Here is a 15,665-nt window from a genome sequence, read left to right on the forward strand (position 1 = left end):
TACGCCGGACCGCCCCTGCACGGGTAGCCGCATGCGGCCAACGCAGTGCCCAGCGCAAAAAAGATGCTATATCGGCAGCTGCATGTCCCATCCTCCCGATCCCATCACACGATCCGTCGTCCAGCATCGGCTGAGTTCGATCGTGGCGGAAATGGGCGAGGCGATGCTTCGCACCTCTTACTCGCAAATCCTCAACTCGAGCCGCGATTTTTCGCTGGCGATTTGCGATGTATCGGCGCGGCTGATTGCGCAGGCCGATCACATCCCGGTCCATGTCGGCGCGCTGCCCTGGGCGACGCGCGCGGTCGAAGAACGGTTCAAGGAGGTCGCGCCGGGGGACGTGATCCTGATGAACGATCCCTATCACGGCGGCAGCCATCTTCCTGACCTTACCGTGTTCGTGCCGATCTTCGACGGCAGCCGTCGATTGTTCTGGAGCATCGTGCGCGCCCACCAAAGCGATATCGGCGGCGCGACGCATGGCGCCTATAATCCTGCCGCCACCGAGATCTGGCAGGAAGGGTTGCGCATTCCGCCGATCAAGCTCTCAGAGGCAGGGCGCGTGCGCGACGATATCCTCGACATGCTGGCGCTCAATGTCCGCAATTCCCACGATTTTCGCGGCGATCTGGCCGCGATGATCGGTGCCGCGCATATGGGCGAGCGGCGGATGGCAAAACTGTTCCGCGAACTGGGCGCGGGCGTCGTGGAGGCTTCGATCGAATCCATTCTGGACGCGGCCGAACAGCAGGCCCGCGCCGTGGTGTCGACCTGGAAGGACGGCGTGTTCTTTGGCGAGGCCTTTCTCGACGACGATGGCCGCGGCAACAACGACATCAGGATCGCGGCGAAGGTCACGAAACGCGGCAGCAACATCGAAGTCGATCTGTCCGCTTCCGATCCGCAAGTCTCGAGTTTTGTCAATTCCTCCCACGCCAACATGCACGCCGCCGTCGTGATGGCGTTCGCCTATCTGATCGATCCCGACACGCCCAAGAATTCCGGCGCGTTGCGGCCGCTGACGGTGGTGGCAAAACAAGGCACCATCGTCTGGGCCGATCCGGGACGGCCGGTGACGCTGTGCACCAGTCATCCGTCGAACGAGATCGTCGAGGCGGTCATCAAGGCGCTCGCGGCGTCCTGTCCCGATCGCGTCATGGCCGGATGGGGCCGAAGGTTTCGCATCGCGATCCAGGGCGAGGATCCGCGCACCGGTCGCGGCTTCATCTGGCACCTATTCCATGCGCGTCCGGGCGGCGGGGCCTCGCCGGGCGGCGACGGCTGGTCGTCGATCGGAGAGTGGCATTCGGTCGGCGGTCTGAAATTCGGCAGCCTCGAAGTCGCGGAAGCGCGTTTCCCGCTGCATTTCCGCCAACACGAATTCCTGCCCAATTCCGGCGGCGACGGCCAGTTTCGCGGCGGCCTCGGCGTGGCGCTCGATCTCGTGTTCGAAACCGAGAAGCCGGCGCTGGGCAATACCGCCGGTGACGGCGCGCGGCACGGCTCCTGCGGCATGCTGGGCGGCGAAGACGGCGTGCCGCATCGCTATCGGTTGCTTTCGACTGATAAGCCGCCGCGCACGCTGCGCACCAAGGAGGTCGGTATCGAAATCCTGCCGGGCGATTGCCTGGAGGTCCGCTCCGCCGGCGGAGGCGGCTGGGGACCGCCGGCCAAGCGCGCGCGAGAGGCGCGCGAACGCGATCGCGCGCAGGGCCTCGTCACGGACGAAGCAGCGAAGGCGCGGCTCCCTTGAGCAAACTGACTGTTGGCATCGACGTTGGCGGCACTTTTACGGATCTGGTCGCGATCGACGCGGCGGGACGCTCGGTGTTCGCAAAATCGCCATCAACGCCGCAAGACCAATCGATCGGCGTGATGGCAGGGTTAGAAGAACTCGCGCGCCGGCTCGGTCTTTCGCGTTCGGAGATGCTTGCTGGCACGCAGCGGCTGGTTCACGGCACCACGGTCGCGACCAATGCGCTGCTCGAGCGCAAGGGCGCCAAGGTCGCGCTGTTGACCACCGAGGGCCATCGCGACATCGTTGAAATGCGCGAAGGGCTCAAGGGCAATCGCTACGATTTGCGCACGCCGCCGCCTGAGCCACTGGTGCCGCGCGAGTTGCGTTTTGGGGTGCGCGAGCGGCTGCGGCCGAATGGCGAAGTCATGACGCCGCTCGATCAGCAGTCGCTTGGGGAAGCGATCGACGCGATCCGAAAATCCGGCGTCACGTCGGTTGCAGTTTGTTTCCTGCATTCCTACCGCAATCCGGCGCATGAGATCGCGGCGGCGGAGCGCCTTGCGCGTGAACTCCCTGATGTCAGCCTGTCACGCTCGAGCGACGTGCTGCCGCAGATCAAGGAATATGAGCGCGTCTCGACCACGATCGTGAATGCTTACGTCGGCCCGATCGTCCGGCATTATCTCACCGGCCTCGAGCGCCGCCTGCAGGAAGCAGGTTTTGGCGGCAGCCTCTTCATCATCCTGTCCCATGGCGGCATGGCGCCGGTTGCGGAGGCGGCGCGGCTGGCGGCGGCCACCGTCTTGTCCGGTCCTGCGGGCGGCATGTCGGGCTGCCGGCGCTGTTCGGCGATGCTTGGGATTCCCGATCTCGTGGCCTTCGACATGGGCGGCACTTCGACCGACATCTCCCTGATCGCCGACGGCGCGATGTCGCTGTCGGCCGACGGCGGACTGGCCGGCCAGCGCATCGCGCTGCGCAGCCTCGACATATCGAGCATTGCCGCCGGCGGCGGCTCGATCGCATCGGTTGATTCCGGCGGCATCTTCCGGGTCGGTCCCGCGAGCGCCGGCGCCGTGCCGGGGCCGGCCTGCTATGGCAATGGCGGCACTGCGGCGACCGTGACCGATGCCAATGTCATCCTCGGCTATCTCGATGCCAAAGCGTTCATGGGCGGTGCCCGGCCGCTCGACATGGCGGCCGCCGAGGCCGCAGTCGACGCGCTCGCGGCATCGCTTGCGATCACCCGCACACAGGCGGCCGCGGGCATCTTTCGCCTGGTCAATTTGAAAATGGCCGACGGCATCCGGATGATGACGCTGCGGCGCGGCGTCGACCCCAGGCGTTTTGCGCTGCTGAGTTTCGGCGGCGCCGCCGGACTGCACGCCTGCGAGGTGGCGCGCGAACTCGACATCGAGCGCATCATCGTGCCGACCAATGCATCGGTGCTCTCGGCCTGGGGCATGCTGACCAGCGACCTGCGCTATGAGCTCGGCCGCACGCATTTCGAAACCGGCGCGCGCAGCAACGCCTCGGAAGTGCGCGACATTTTCGTCGATCTGGAAACGCAGGCCGTCGAACGGCTGCGCGGCTGGTTCGACGGACCGATTGCGATCGAGCGCTCGGCCGAGATGCGCTATGGCGAGCAAATTTTCGAGATCGACGTTCCCTTGAGCGACATCGATCTCAACTCGCCGGCGCTGATTGCCGAGATCGAGGATCGCTTCCATCTCAGGCACGAGGAGCTTTACACCTACGCCTCGCGCGACCAGGAGGTGGTGTTCGTCAATGCGCGGGTGGCCGCGATCGGGGCGGTTTCAGCCGCTGAGAGGGACGAGGAGAAGGTTGAGGCGGCGACGCCTTGCGCGCCGCGCTCGACGCGAAAGGCGTTGTTCGGCGATTGGTGCGAGGTGCCGGTCTACGCGCTCGATGATTTGCGGCCGGGCCATACGCTGGACGGACCCGCCATCATCGAAGCCGAGACCACGACCGTAATGATCAACGCCGGCGATGGGCTCGCCGTCAACGGGCGCGGCTGGCTCGATATTCGAATTGCGCGGAAACCGGATATCGATCGCAGCTGAGCTTCACGCCCCCTCGGCGCTTGCGAGCTTGTCCTGCGTCTTGGTCTCGAAATCGGAGGCGTCGTGGCGCTCGTGCAACTGGCTTGCGGGCTCGCCCCAGGTGCGGTTGACCATGCGCCCGCGCTTGACCGCCGGGCGCTTGGCGATGGTGTCGGTCCAGCGTTGCACGTTCTTGTACGCCTCGACCTCGAGGAATTCGCCCGCACCATACAAGAGGCCTTTCGCGAGGCCGGCATACCAGGGCCACACCGCGATATCAGCGATCGTATAATCCTTGCCTGCGAGATATTCTCTGTCGGCAAGCCGGCGGTCGAGCACGTCGAGCTGGCGCTTCACCTCCATCGCGAAGCGATCGATCGCGTATTCGATCTTGGCCGGCGCGTAGGCGTAGAAATGGCCGAAGCCGCCGCCGAGATAGGGCGCGGCACCCATCTGCCAGAACAGCCAGGACAGGCATTCCGCGCGTGTCGAATCGGTCGGCAGCAACGCGCCGAATTTTTCCGCGAGATGCATGAGGATCGCACCCGATTCGAATACCCTGACCGGCACAGGCCCGGAGCGGTCCATCAGCGCCGGGATCTTCGAGTTGGGGTTTACCGCCACGAAGCCGCTTCCGAACTGATTGCCGTCGATCTTGATCAGCCAGGCGTCGTATTCGGCGCCGCCAAAGCCTCGCGCCAGCAGTTCTTCCAGCATCACCGTGACCTTGACGCCGTTCGGTGTCGCCAGCGAATAGAGCTGCAGCGGATGGCGGCCGACCGGCAGCTCCTTGTCATGCGTGGGCCCTGCGACCGGACGGTTGATCGCGGCGAACCTGCCGCCTGACTCCTTGTTCCAGCTCCAGACTTTTGGCGGCACATAGTCGGTTGGCTCGGTCATGCTTCAGGCTCCAGGCATTTGACGAACGCTCAATGGTCATCAAATCGGGGCCGCTGGCAACCGCACTCGTTGCAGACCAGCGCGGACTTAAGGTGTTGACCGATGCCTGCGATGGCCGATAGGAAGACGACAAGAGGCTGGTCAGCAGCTCTTTCAGGGGAGGGAAATCCGAGATGTTTTCGCACGTGATGATCGGGACGAACGATTTGGGGAAAGCCAAGGCGTTCTATGACGGGTTGCTCGGCACGCTCGGCGTGGCGCCTGCGAAGGTCGACGGCCATCGCATCTTCTACTTCACGAAGTCAGGCGTTTTTTCCGTGTCCGAGCCGATCAACGGCAAGCCGGCGACTCCCGCCAATGGCGGCACCATCGGCTTCTCCTGCGATTCACCCGAGCAAGCCGACGCGTGGCACGCGGCCGGAATCGCCCATGGCGGGACGAGTTGCGAAAATCCTCCCGGTGTGCGCGAGGGCTCCGCCGGCAAACTCTATCTCGCCTATCTGCGCGACCCCGACGGCAACAAGCTCTGCGCCCTGTATCGGATCCGCTGAGCTGATTTCTGTCGCCAGTCCGGAACCAGACAGACTGGCGATGTCTCATCGATGAGCGGGATGACTCCCCGGCGCAGGCAGATGGCGCCGGGGATGGCGAAATCACGAAATGCCCTTGATGTCGGTCTCGGCGAAATCGCCGCCGACATAAAGCAGGGGGCAGTCGTGTTCTCTTGCTAATTCGTAGGCAAAACAGTCGCCGAAATTGAGGCATGCGGCATGGACGCCTTTTCCCCATTGCGCATAGGCCAGCGCAACCCGTCGCGCTGAGGCTGCAGTCACCGCTACGGTATTGAAGCCTAATCCGTCGATGAGTTTTGCCATTTCTTCGCTGACATTGCGGCGTGCCGCGACGATCAATGCTTCGGCGACCGTCGCCGCCGAGATCAGGATATCGGCTTCTTTCTCGAGCGCCGCAATGCACGCATTGGCCTCGGCCTCGTTAAGCACAACAGCCATCAGTGCGGATGTATCGACGGCAATCATCCGGGCAGGCCGTCATCGCCGTAGAGGAAGTCCTGGCTCCTTGCGGCGTCCGGCCCGGGCGTTGCCTTTGCCGCGCCGCTCGCCCGCACGGCTTCGAGCAGCGCTCGCCGCGCCTTCCGGTTAGATGCCGGCGTCACCGGAACCAGCCGTACAGCTTCATGTCCGTGACGGGTCAGGATCACTTCGTCACCAGCTTCGGCGCGGCGCACCAGCTCGGTCAACTGTCCCTTGGCTTCGGTAACGGAAATTCGCACGGTTTCCTCTTCTTGATCTGCGAACCGACCATCCGATAAAATGGACCATTCAATGGTCCATGTCAACGGAAGGGGCCGTTTAGACCAGTCGCGTGTCTTGCGAGCCCCCGGTCAGCCCTCGCGGTAGGCTAAAAGGGGTCAGTGCGTCGACGGGGATGGCCGCATGCCCGGAACGCAATGCTGTCAGCCCGGAAAATGATGTATCCGCTGGCTTCGCACCCCGCTCAGAGGCTGTTCCGAGCGATATCAAAAATTCTGGAGGAAGATGTTCATGTCGCCTTTGCCGCTCTCAGGCATCAAGATTCTTGATCTCACGCGTGTGCTGGCGGGGCCGCTGTCGGCGCAGATGCTGGCCGATCTCGGCGCCGACGTGATCAAGATCGAGCGGCCGGGCACCGGCGACGACGCGCGCGCCTTCGGCCCGCCCTATCTGGTCGATCCGGAAGGAAAGGAAAACAACAACAACGCGTTCTACTTCTGCGCCAACCGCAACAAGAAATCCGTCACCGTCAATATCGCCACGTCCGAGGGACAAGAGATCATTCGCGAGCTTGCAAAAACCGCCGACGTGATGATGGAGAACTACAAGGTCGGCGACCTCAAGCGCTACAAGCTCGACTACCAGACGATCCGCGCCATCAACCCCGGCATCATCTATTGCTCGGTGACCGGTTTCGGTCAGACCGGGCCTTATGCGCCGCGCGCGGGTTATGACGCGATCTTCCAGGCGATGGGCGGGCTGATGAGCGTCACCGGCCATATGGACGGCGAGGCCGGCGCCGGACCGATGAAGGTCGGGCCCTCCATCGTCGACTACATGACCGGCATGAACACCTCGATCGGCATTCTCTCAGCCCTTTATCATCGCGATGCCAATGGCGGCGAGGGCCAGCATATCGACGTCTGCCTGCTCGACACCGTGATCGCCTCGCTGTCGCATTACGCGCAGATCTATCTCGTCAATGGCAAGACGCCGCCGCGGCGCGGCACCTGGGGCAATGGCGGCATGCCGGCCGGCGTGTTCCGCTGCGCCGACGGCGAATTGATGCTGGTGGTCGGCAATGACGGGCAGTTCGCACGGACCTGCGAGGTTTTGGGCAGCCCGGAGCTCGCCACAAATGCAAAATTCGTCAAGAACAACGACCGCGTCGTCAACGGCAAGGAGATCATGGCGATTTTTGCCGGGCTGTTTTTGAAGAACAAGGTCGCCTATTGGCTGGACGAACTGGAAAAGGCCGGCGTGCCCTGCGGCCCCGTCAACGATTTCGCGCAGGTGTTCGCCGATCCGCATGTGCGCGAGCGCGGCATGGAGATCAAGGTCAACCATCCGTTCGAGCCGGAACTGTCCTTGATCCGCAATCCCATCACGTTCTCCGGAACGCCGGTAAAAGACTATCGCGCGCCGCCGCTGTTAGGGGCGGACACGAGGGAAGTGCTGGCGTCCAAGCTTGGATATGACGACGCAAAACTCGAGACCCTGAAAAAGCAGAAGATTATATAGTCGGTCGTCGGTCGTGGGCGGAGCAAGTCAATTCCGCTACTTATGTCGTCCGCGGTGCCGGTGCGTGGAGGACGGGTGCACGCTGGGTTGGGCCAGTTGCTGCCGCGATTCCTGAAGACGACGCTGATAGCCAGGCGAGTCCATGATGTTTGCCGCGCCGCCGCGAGCGGACAAAGGTTCGCTCGAAACGACGACTGCGGTCGTTGCCGCCGCAACCGTTAGAAGCAATTTCCGGGAATTTTTCATGTCGCGTGTCCTGCCTGATTGAACCGAACAATCCGTTCCAATTCAAGGCTTGATCATGGCGCGTCCCGCGCCATCAGTTTGGCGGGCGGCTTTCTTTCCACCTCACCCCCGGTCAGCGCCATCACCGACACCGCGACAACGCGCTCGATGATGTCAGCGACATCGTCGAGATCGCACTTTCCCTCCGACAGTTTTGTCAATCGCTCGCTGTCGCGCACCGTCTGGTGCGCCATCGCCAAGGCAAAATGCAGCGCCCAATAGAGCTCGACCTCGCTGCGGTCGGGCAGGGCGCGGCGCATTGCGGCGACGAATTTTCGCAAATGATCGATCTCGCGATTGCGGATGCGGCGGATCGGCGGCACCGATTCGATCGAGGCGCGGATCATGAAGCGCGCCGCGGTCGAGCGTTCGCGCTCGGGGCCGAGACAGCCGCGCAACGTCGGCCCGACCAGCGCGCGCAGGATCGCGTCAATCGAGGCGCGGCCGCCGCCTCCTTCTTCCGCCGCCTTCAATTCGTTGAGCCGCTCGCGGTTGGTGGCGATGCTGCGGGTGACGAAGAGTTCGGCGATCAACTCGTCCTTGGAACCGAAATGATAGTTCACCGCCGCGAGATTGACGTCGGCGGCCGCGACGATGTCGCGCAGCGTGACGTCGCCAAAACCGCGGTCGGCGTAAAGCCGCTCGGCGGCGGCAAGGATCGCGCCTCTGGTGTGATCCGACGCCATCTCATGGCCCTATGCGGTGGGGGCGTTGCATTTCAAACAGTTGTATGAAACTATCGTTTGAGACCGGGGAATGTCAATGCGGAAGTCTTCGAGACCGAAGTTTGCCGCGTGGCATCCCGGGCCGGCCGATCCTCGCCGCCGCCGCCAATCGCAGCGGTCAGATTAGTCTTGCGGACGGGGAACGGCGGGGAGACAGTGCCGCCAACAATTTTCGCCAGAGAAATGTGAGGAACGCCCAATGGACTTCAACATGTCTGACCGTCAGCGCGAATGGCTCAATCGGGTGCAGTCGTTCATGCACAAGCATGTGCGGCCCGCGGTCCCGATCTACAAGCAGCAGGACGCCGAGGGCGCGCGCTGGAAGGTGATCCCGATCCTGGAAGACCTGAAGAAAAAGGCGCGCGCCGAAGGTCTGTGGAACATGTTCATGCCGCCGTCGGCGCATGAGGACGACGAATTCCGCGGCGCGGGATTGAGCAATCTCGAATATGCGCCGCTCGCCGAGGAGATGGGCCATATCAGCTGGGCGTCGGAGGTCTTCAACTGCTCCGCGCCGGACACCGGCAACATGGAAGTCTTGATGCGCTACGGCACCAAGGAGCACAAGCGCAGATGGCTGCGTCCGCTGATGGATGGCGAAATCCGCTCCGCCTTCCTGATGACCGAGCCGGCGGTGGCTTCGTCCGACGCCACCAATATCGAAACTCGCATTGAAAAAGACGGCGATCACTACGTCATCAACGGCCGCAAATGGTGGTCGTCCGGCGTCGGTGATCCCCGCTGCAAGATCGCGATCGTGATGGGCAAGACCGATCCGAGCCAGCCGCGCTATCAGCAGCAGTCGCAGATCCTGGTGCCGCTCGACACCAAGGGCATCACGGTCGAGAAGATGCTGCCGGTGTTCGGTTTCGACGATGCGCCGCACGGCCATGCCCAGGTGCTCTTGGAAAACGTCCGCGTTCCCGCCAGCAACATTTTGCTCGGCGAGGGCAGGGGTTTTGAGATCGCGCAGGGGCGTCTCGGTCCCGGCCGCATCCATCACTGCATGCGCACCATCGGCAAGGCCGAGGAGGCGCTGGAGAAAATGGTAAAACGGCTGTCGTCGCGCACCGCGTTTGGCAAGAAGATCATCGAATATTCGATCTGGGAACAGCGCATCGCCGAGGCCCGCACCGACATCGAGATGAACCGGCTGTTGTGCCTCAAGGCCGCCGACATGATGGACAAGGTCGGCAACAAGACCGCCCAGCTCGAGATCGCCATGATCAAGGTGGCGGCGCCCAACATGGCGCTGAAGATCATCGACCACGCCATCCAGGCCTACGGCGCCGCCGGCGTCTCCGACGACGCGGGCTTGGCCCGGGATTATGCCTCGATGCGCACCATGCGGCTCGCCGACGGCCCGGACGAGGTCCATAACCGCGCCATTGCCAGACTTGAACTTCGGAAGTATGCAAACTCTCCCACTACGCATTAACGGGAGCCCCTGATTGGCGCTCCCTTAAAGAAAATTGAGGGAGCGTCATCTTGGCCGAGGGCGTCAGAAAAGACGAAGAATTCTCCGGCACCAGGCCGGTCGAGGAGCGACATCGGTTCGATGAGATCAGCCTCGACCGCTGGATGCACGAGCATGTCGAAGGGTACCAAGGACCCCTGGTCGTCCTGCAGTTCAAGGGCGGCCAGTCCAACCCGACCTACCGGCTCGATACGCCCGATCGCTCGTATGTGATGCGGCGCCGGCCGTTCGGGAAATTGCTGCCGTCGGCCCACGCGGTCGATCGCGAGTTCCGCGTCATCGCCGCGCTGGGCAAACAGGGCTTTCCGGTCGCCAAGGCCTACGCGCTGTGCACCGACGATGCGGTGGTCGGCTCTGCCTTCTACATCATGTCGATGGAAGAGGGGCGGGTGTTCTGGGATCCCTCGCTGCCGAGCCAGCCAGGCGAAGCCCGACGCAAGATTTTTTCCAGCAAGATCGAGACACTGGCAAAACTGCACGTGTTCGATCCGCAAGCGATCGGGCTCGGCGATTTCGGCAAGCCCGGCAATTATTTTGCGCGCCAGGTCGACCGCTGGACCAAGCAATACCGCGCCTCCGAGACGCAACACATTCCCGAATTCGAGAAGCTCGCCGAATGGCTGCCGAAGACCGTGCCGGAACAGAAGCGGGTGTCGATCGTGCACGGCGACTATCGGCTCGACAACATGATCTTCCATCCGACCGAGCCGCGGGTGCAGGCGGTGCTCGACTGGGAATTGTCGACGCTCGGTGATCCCATGGCCGATTTCACTTATCTTCTGATGCAATGGACCATGCCGGGTCTCGCCAATGCCGACCTCAAGGCGTTGAACATTCCGAGCATGGAAGAGGCCGCAAAGATCTATTGCGACGTCACCGGCATGGGTGTGCCGGACCTCAACTGGTATTTTTCCTACAACCTGTTCCGCCTCGCCGGCATCACGCAGGGTATCGCGGGGCGGATTCGCGATGGCACCGCGGCGAACGCGAAGGCGATCGAATCGGCCAAGCGCACCGTGCCGCTGTCGAAGGCATCCTGGGAATACGCGCAGAAGGCGGGCGCGACGTAAACAGCGCGAAAAAGCAAACAGTGTCATCGCCCGCGAAAAGCGGGCGATCCAGTATTCCAGAGGCGTCGGTGATACAATCGAGAGGCCGCGGCGTACTGGATGCCCCGCTGGAGCCTGTCATCGGGCTCGCCGAAGGCGAGACCCGGTGGCGGGGCATGACGACTTCTTTCTGCGCCAGGCGGGATTTGAAAGGCGATCCTTCGACCATATCTCCCAGCGAACCGGAGATCGCCATGATCCAGCAACTGCGCATTTACGAAATCTTCGAAAACAACAAGACCGCGTTCCACGCCCGCTTTCGCGATCATGCGGCGCGGATCATGCGAACCAGATACGGCTTTCGGATTGTCGCGATGTGGGAAACCAAATTTGGCGACAGGACCGAGTTTGCCTACTTGCTCGAATGGCCGGATGAAGCAACCAAGACCGCCGCTTGGTCGGCCTTCATGGCCGACACTGAGTGGTCCGAGATCAAACGCGTGACGCATGCGGAGCATGGCCTGATGGTAGGCCAGATCGAGGACCGCTTGCTCGCTCCCGTCGAATATTCACCGGCGAAGGGGCGGAGCCTTTTGCGCACGGCTTGAGTGCGCGCAAAAGGCCGGCCCAAATCCACGTCGTCCCGGACCAGCGAGCGAAAGCGAGCGCCGATCCGGGACCCAACCACAAATGTCCGTTGTTACGCCGGGCTGGAGCCACAGCGTACGCATCAAGTCGCGTCGGCGTTTTAGGGGATTGAGCTGGTCGATCTTGTCTTGGGTGCTGCGCTCCTTGGCGCGGTCGAAGGGGCGCCCGCTGGCGCCGGCTTTCAAGCCCGCAACGGAGGCGGTGCTAAACCAAGGTATGGGGCATCACCAACCAACACGAGGTTTGGACCAACCTTCGTAGAATCGAGCCGCCCGGCTTTCTCCGATTAGGTTGGTACTCGCAAGCCTCACCCGGGAATGCGCCGAGCGAGCCTGAGCAAAAAATGTGAGTGAAGCACACAACTATTCTCCCGAGCCGACAAAAAAGTATAGCGCCGCTACAATCTCGGCGGAATAATCTCATAATTCAGACGTTTCTTGATCAGCATCGCGTGAGGCGGCCAGATTCAAATCCGACAGCCAGGAGCGGATAGTCATGAAGTGTCTCGCAATGTCATTCGTGGCGGTCATGACGCTTGCAGGAGTTAGAGCAAGCGATGCGGCGGTTCGGATCAAGGAGGACCGTGGCGGCCGGATCGGAGCTTATGTCGACAAGTATAAGGGCCTGCGCAGCTCGGGCGAGATGGTGATAATAGACGGTTATTGTGTCTCAGCCTGCACCATCGTTCTCGGCTCGGTGCCTCCTGACAAGATATGCGTGACCTCTCGTGCCAAGCTCGGATTCCACGCCGCCTGGAATCCCGGTTCCAAGGGTCGTCAAATAACCGACGCCGAAGCAACGCAGAACCTTTATTCGATGTATCCATCGGAGGTTCGGCGCTGGATCGACCAGCGCGGAGGGCTTTCCCCACGCATGATTTTCCTGAGCGGCCGCGAGCTCGCGACCATGTACCGCCCGTGCCATCTGGATTCGCGGGCTTCTTCGTACTGACGCTATTCAACCAGATTGCAGCGCACGCCCGCTAAGCTCACCTGGAGTCCCGCTGACTCCTGCCTCATCTGCTGTATCGATGCGCCATTCCAGTGCGTCTGGAAAGCTTCCGGGCTGGCGTACAATTCGTACAGCATGATCGTATCAGCCTCCTCTTGTGGCACCATGATCTCAAACTGCAGCGTTCCGGGCTCGGCGGCGAGACACCGTTTGCCATGAGCTTTGAGAAACGTCAGGTACTCATCTCGCTTGCCGGGAACCGTCTTGATCGTCGCAACGATTGCGTACTTGGACATCGGTCCTCCCTTGCTGCTCCGGCGCCGCGCATGCGCCCGCCTAAATCGGCTTCCCCGTATACGGCATCGACGCCGTCAGTCCGCCATCGACCGGGATCGCCTGGCCGTTAACATAGGAGGCATCATCGCTGGCCAGAAAAAGTCCCATCGCGGCGAGTTCATGCGGCTGGCCGGCACGTTTCAACGGATTGAGCTGGCCGATCTTGTCCTGGGTGCCGCGTTCCTTGGCGCGGTCGAATACCGGTTTTGTCATGCCGGTTTCGACCAGGCCGGGACACACCGCATTGATCCGCACGCCGGTGCCGGACAGCGAATAGGCTGACGTCTGCACCAGGCTGATGACGCCGGCCTTGCTGGCGCCATAGGGATGCCCGCTGGCGCCGGCTTTTAAGCCCGCAACGGAGGCGGTGCAAACGATCGAGCCGTAGTTCTGTTTGATCATGTGCGGCATGGAATGTTTGATCGCGAGGAACGGTCCGATCAGATTGACGCGCAAAACTTCCTGCCAATGTTCCACGGTCTGTTCGGCGAGCGGCACCAATCCGCCGCTGACGCCGGCATTGGCCCAGATCGCATCCAGTTTGCCGTACGCGGAGAGGGCCTTGTCGATGAAAGCGATGACGTCCTTTTCCGAACCGGCATCCGCCATCACGGCGTCCGCGGTGCCGCCGGCCTTGCGGACCTGTTCCACGGTTTCCTTGACGCCGTCGGTGCGGTCGACCGCGATCAGTTTTGCACCCTCTTTGGTGAACAACAAAGATGCCGCGCGGCCGATGCCGCTGCCCGCGCCGGTGATGATGACGGATTTGCCTTCGAGGCGGCCCATGAGTTTCTCCCTGATAGAACTATAATTATCCATAGCGTTTTCCAGCGAAGTGGCTACCGGTTCGCGTCAAGAAAACGTGTCAAAAATAGATTACAAGTGCCGCCTTGCGGAATTTCAAACAAGATTTCAAACGTTCAAGTCACTTGAGGCGAAGTGAGCTCTCGCGTAGGACACACGAACATTATTGAAGGGTGCTTGCGATGTCCAATCCAGACAAGTCGGCCGTCGTCGCGACGCGATGGTGGTGGGTGCGTCACGCACCGGTTCGCGAGGACAATGGCTGCATCTATGGACAGAAGGACCTTGGCTGCGACACCTCTGATCGCGTGGTATTCGAGGCTGTCGCAAAGATCCTGCCTCGCAATGCCGTCTGGTATGCAAGCAATCTCAAACGCACCCATCAAACGGCGGAAGCGATCTGGGCCGCGGGTTTCCCGAAGCCTGCGAGCATGATTCAGGAAGCTGCCTTCGCCGAACAAAATCTCGGTCAGTGGCAGGGCATGAATCGCGCGGCTTTTCTCGCCAGCCGGCCGCCCGGCAACCAATGGTTTGCGGCGATCGACGAACCTGCACCGGGCGGTGAAAGTTTCATGGACCTCTATAACCGCGTGCGCCGCGCGATCGAGGCGATCAATGTCGAGCACGCTGGCAAGGATGTGATCGTGGCGGGACATGGCGGAACGATCAAGGCCGCCGTCGGTCTTGCGCTGGGCGGGCAGCCGGAAAAAGGCCTCGCCTTTGACATCGACAATTGTTCGGTGACGCGGCTCGATCATTTCGCAAGCTCGGGTAACAGCATTTGGCGGCTTCCGATGGTCAACCAGCAGCCGTGGATCGCGGACGCCTCGCACAACGCCATGCATCAGCCGGCCGGGCCGGAAATCGCGACCGCGAGCAAACTCGCCTGATCCGTCGCTTATTGTCTCGCGGCGCGAACGCTGGTTAGCTGGATGGAAATGAAAACCGGCGCATCCGCCGGATCAATATCTGGGAGAGACGCATGACCTTGTTTGACATGTCGGGAAAAGTCGCCGTGATCACCGGCTCCTCGCGCGGCATCGGCCGGGCCATCGCCGAGCGCATGGCCGAGCATGGCGCCAAGGTGGTGATCTCCTCGCGCAAGCAGCAGGCCTGCGACGAGGTGGCGAAGGCCATCAACGACAAGGCCGGCAAGCAGGTCGCACTTTCGGTCGCCGCCAACATCTCGACCAAGGATGACCTAAAGCACCTCGTCGAGGAAACCAACCGCGCCTTCGGCAAGATCGACACGCTGGTCTGCAATGCGGCGTCAAATCCCTATTACGGGCCGCAGGCGGGAATTTCCGACGAGCAATTCCGCAAGATCCTGGACAACAACATCGTCGCCAATCACTGGCTGATCTCGCTGGTGGTGCCGCAGATGATCGAGCGCAAGGACGGCTCGATCACCATCATCTCCTCGATCGGGGGCTTGAAGGGCTCGACCGTGCTCGGCTCCTATGCGATCTCGAAGGCCGCCGACATGCAGCTCGCACGCAATCTCGCCTGCGAATACGGCAAGCACAACATCCGCGTGAACTGCATCGCGCCGGGCCTGATCAAGACCGATTTTGCCAAGGCGCTGTGGGACAATCCGGAGACCCTGAAAGCCTCCACCGCCCGCTCGCCCTTGTTGCGCATCGGCGAGCCCGACGAGATCGCGGGCGCCGCGGTGTTTCTGGGTTCGGCGGCAGGGACGTTCATGACCGGGCAGACCATCGTGATCGATGGCGGCGCGACGATCAGTTGAGGACGTACGAGCGGCGATGCTTGCTCAACTGTCATCGTCCGCGAAGGCGGACGATCCAGTAAACGCGGCCGTCTCGGACCTATAACAAGCGTCACGGCGTACTGGATGCCCCGCCTTCGCGGGGCATGACGACAGTGGGTGTGGCGG

General features: G+C 62.2%; 16 protein-coding genes. 10 read left to right on the top strand and 6 right to left on the bottom strand.

All coding sequences use genetic code 11. The features are described 5' to 3' along the window. Nucleotides 1–82: 82 nt before the first annotated feature. Nucleotides 83–1,753, top strand: coding sequence for a hydantoinase B/oxoprolinase family protein (locus B5526_RS32785; protein WP_079543838.1), 1,671 nt, complete (start codon nucleotides 83–85; stop codon nucleotides 1,751–1,753). Next, the gene (locus tag B5526_RS32790) at nucleotides 1,750–3,822 is read left to right on the top strand and encodes a hydantoinase/oxoprolinase family protein (protein WP_079543839.1); all 2,073 of its coding nucleotides are present in this window, start codon (nucleotides 1,750–1,752) and stop codon (nucleotides 3,820–3,822) included. The genes B5526_RS32785 and B5526_RS32790 overlap by 4 nt, the downstream gene beginning before the upstream one ends. A gap of 3 nt (nucleotides 3,823–3,825) precedes the next feature. On the opposite strand, the gene yghU is transcribed toward B5526_RS32790, so the two are convergent. Continuing rightward, nucleotides 3,826–4,701, bottom strand: coding sequence for a glutathione-dependent disulfide-bond oxidoreductase (yghU, locus tag B5526_RS32795; protein WP_079543840.1), 876 nt, complete (start codon nucleotides 4,699–4,701; stop codon nucleotides 3,826–3,828). A 173-nt stretch (nucleotides 4,702–4,874) separates the two neighbouring features. On the opposite strand from yghU, the gene B5526_RS32800 reads away from it, so the two are divergent. Beyond that, the gene (locus tag B5526_RS32800) at nucleotides 4,875–5,252 is read left to right on the top strand and encodes a VOC family protein (protein ID WP_079543841.1); all 378 of its coding nucleotides are present in this window, start codon (nucleotides 4,875–4,877) and stop codon (nucleotides 5,250–5,252) included. Nucleotides 5,253–5,354: 102 nt separating this feature from the next. Here B5526_RS32800 and B5526_RS32805 read toward each other — a convergent pair whose 3' ends face one another. After that, entirely contained in the window at nucleotides 5,355–5,738 is a 384-nt protein-coding gene (locus B5526_RS32805; protein WP_079543842.1) for a type II toxin-antitoxin system VapC family toxin, read from the bottom strand. Beyond that, entirely contained in the window at nucleotides 5,735–5,992 is a 258-nt protein-coding gene (locus B5526_RS32810; RefSeq protein WP_079545745.1) for a type II toxin-antitoxin system Phd/YefM family antitoxin, read from the bottom strand. The genes B5526_RS32805 and B5526_RS32810 overlap by 4 nt, the downstream gene beginning before the upstream one ends. A 271-nt stretch (nucleotides 5,993–6,263) precedes the next feature. Between B5526_RS32810 and B5526_RS32815 the strand changes: the two genes are divergently transcribed. Then, entirely contained in the window at nucleotides 6,264–7,493 is a 1,230-nt protein-coding gene (locus B5526_RS32815) for a CaiB/BaiF CoA transferase family protein (protein WP_079545747.1), read from the top strand. 299 nt (nucleotides 7,494–7,792) lie between these two features. Here B5526_RS32815 and B5526_RS32825 read toward each other — a convergent pair whose 3' ends face one another. Beyond that, the gene (locus B5526_RS32825; protein WP_079543844.1) at nucleotides 7,793–8,464 is read right to left on the bottom strand and encodes a TetR/AcrR family transcriptional regulator; all 672 of its coding nucleotides are present in this window, start codon (nucleotides 8,462–8,464) and stop codon (nucleotides 7,793–7,795) included. A 238-nt stretch (nucleotides 8,465–8,702) separates the two neighbouring features. Here B5526_RS32825 and B5526_RS32830 point away from each other — a divergent pair, with 238 nt between their 5' ends. The 4 genes from B5526_RS32830 (at nucleotide 8,703) to B5526_RS32845 (ending at nucleotide 12,628) form a co-directional block, all read left to right on the top strand. Then, a complete protein-coding gene (locus B5526_RS32830) occupies nucleotides 8,703–9,941 on the top strand; it encodes an acyl-CoA dehydrogenase family protein (protein ID WP_079543845.1) in 1,239 nt (412 codons plus the stop codon). Nucleotides 9,942–9,991: 50 nt separating this feature from the next. Beyond that, nucleotides 9,992–11,050 (top strand): phosphotransferase family protein, encoded by a 1,059-nt coding sequence (locus B5526_RS32835; RefSeq protein ID WP_079543846.1) that lies wholly within the window; start codon nucleotides 9,992–9,994, stop codon nucleotides 11,048–11,050. Nucleotides 11,051–11,283: 233 nt separating this feature from the next. Further along, nucleotides 11,284–11,637 (top strand): NIPSNAP family protein, encoded by a 354-nt coding sequence (locus B5526_RS32840; RefSeq protein ID WP_079545750.1) that lies wholly within the window; start codon nucleotides 11,284–11,286, stop codon nucleotides 11,635–11,637. A 535-nt stretch (nucleotides 11,638–12,172) separates the two neighbouring features. Next, nucleotides 12,173–12,628 carry a hypothetical protein gene (locus tag B5526_RS32845; protein WP_079543847.1) on the top strand — a complete coding sequence of 152 codons (456 nt, stop codon included), beginning with the start codon at nucleotides 12,173–12,175 and terminating at the stop codon, nucleotides 12,626–12,628. Nucleotides 12,629–12,630: 2 nt separating this feature from the next. On the opposite strand, the gene B5526_RS32850 is transcribed toward B5526_RS32845, so the two are convergent. Both B5526_RS32850 and B5526_RS32855 read right to left on the bottom strand, forming a co-directional pair. Continuing rightward, complete coding sequence (locus tag B5526_RS32850; RefSeq protein WP_079543848.1) at nucleotides 12,631–12,924, bottom strand: putative quinol monooxygenase; 294 nt, start codon at nucleotides 12,922–12,924, stop codon at nucleotides 12,631–12,633. 40 nt (nucleotides 12,925–12,964) lie between these two features. Next, nucleotides 12,965–13,750, bottom strand: a complete 786-nt coding sequence (locus tag B5526_RS32855) for an SDR family NAD(P)-dependent oxidoreductase (RefSeq protein WP_079543849.1) — start codon at nucleotides 13,748–13,750, stop codon at nucleotides 12,965–12,967. Between the two features lie 200 nt (nucleotides 13,751–13,950). Between B5526_RS32855 and B5526_RS32860 the strand changes: the two genes are divergently transcribed. Both B5526_RS32860 and B5526_RS32865 read left to right on the top strand, forming a co-directional pair. Further along, nucleotides 13,951–14,658 (top strand): histidine phosphatase family protein, encoded by a 708-nt coding sequence (locus tag B5526_RS32860; RefSeq protein ID WP_079543850.1) that lies wholly within the window; start codon nucleotides 13,951–13,953, stop codon nucleotides 14,656–14,658. 92 nt (nucleotides 14,659–14,750) lie between these two features. Beyond that, nucleotides 14,751–15,518, top strand: a complete 768-nt coding sequence (locus tag B5526_RS32865) for an SDR family NAD(P)-dependent oxidoreductase (RefSeq protein WP_079543851.1) — start codon at nucleotides 14,751–14,753, stop codon at nucleotides 15,516–15,518. The last annotated feature ends 147 nt before the right edge of the window (nucleotides 15,519–15,665 follow it).

The organism is Bradyrhizobium lablabi (assembly GCF_900141755.1).
Lineage (GTDB): Bacteria > Pseudomonadota > Alphaproteobacteria > Rhizobiales > Xanthobacteraceae > Bradyrhizobium > Bradyrhizobium lablabi_A.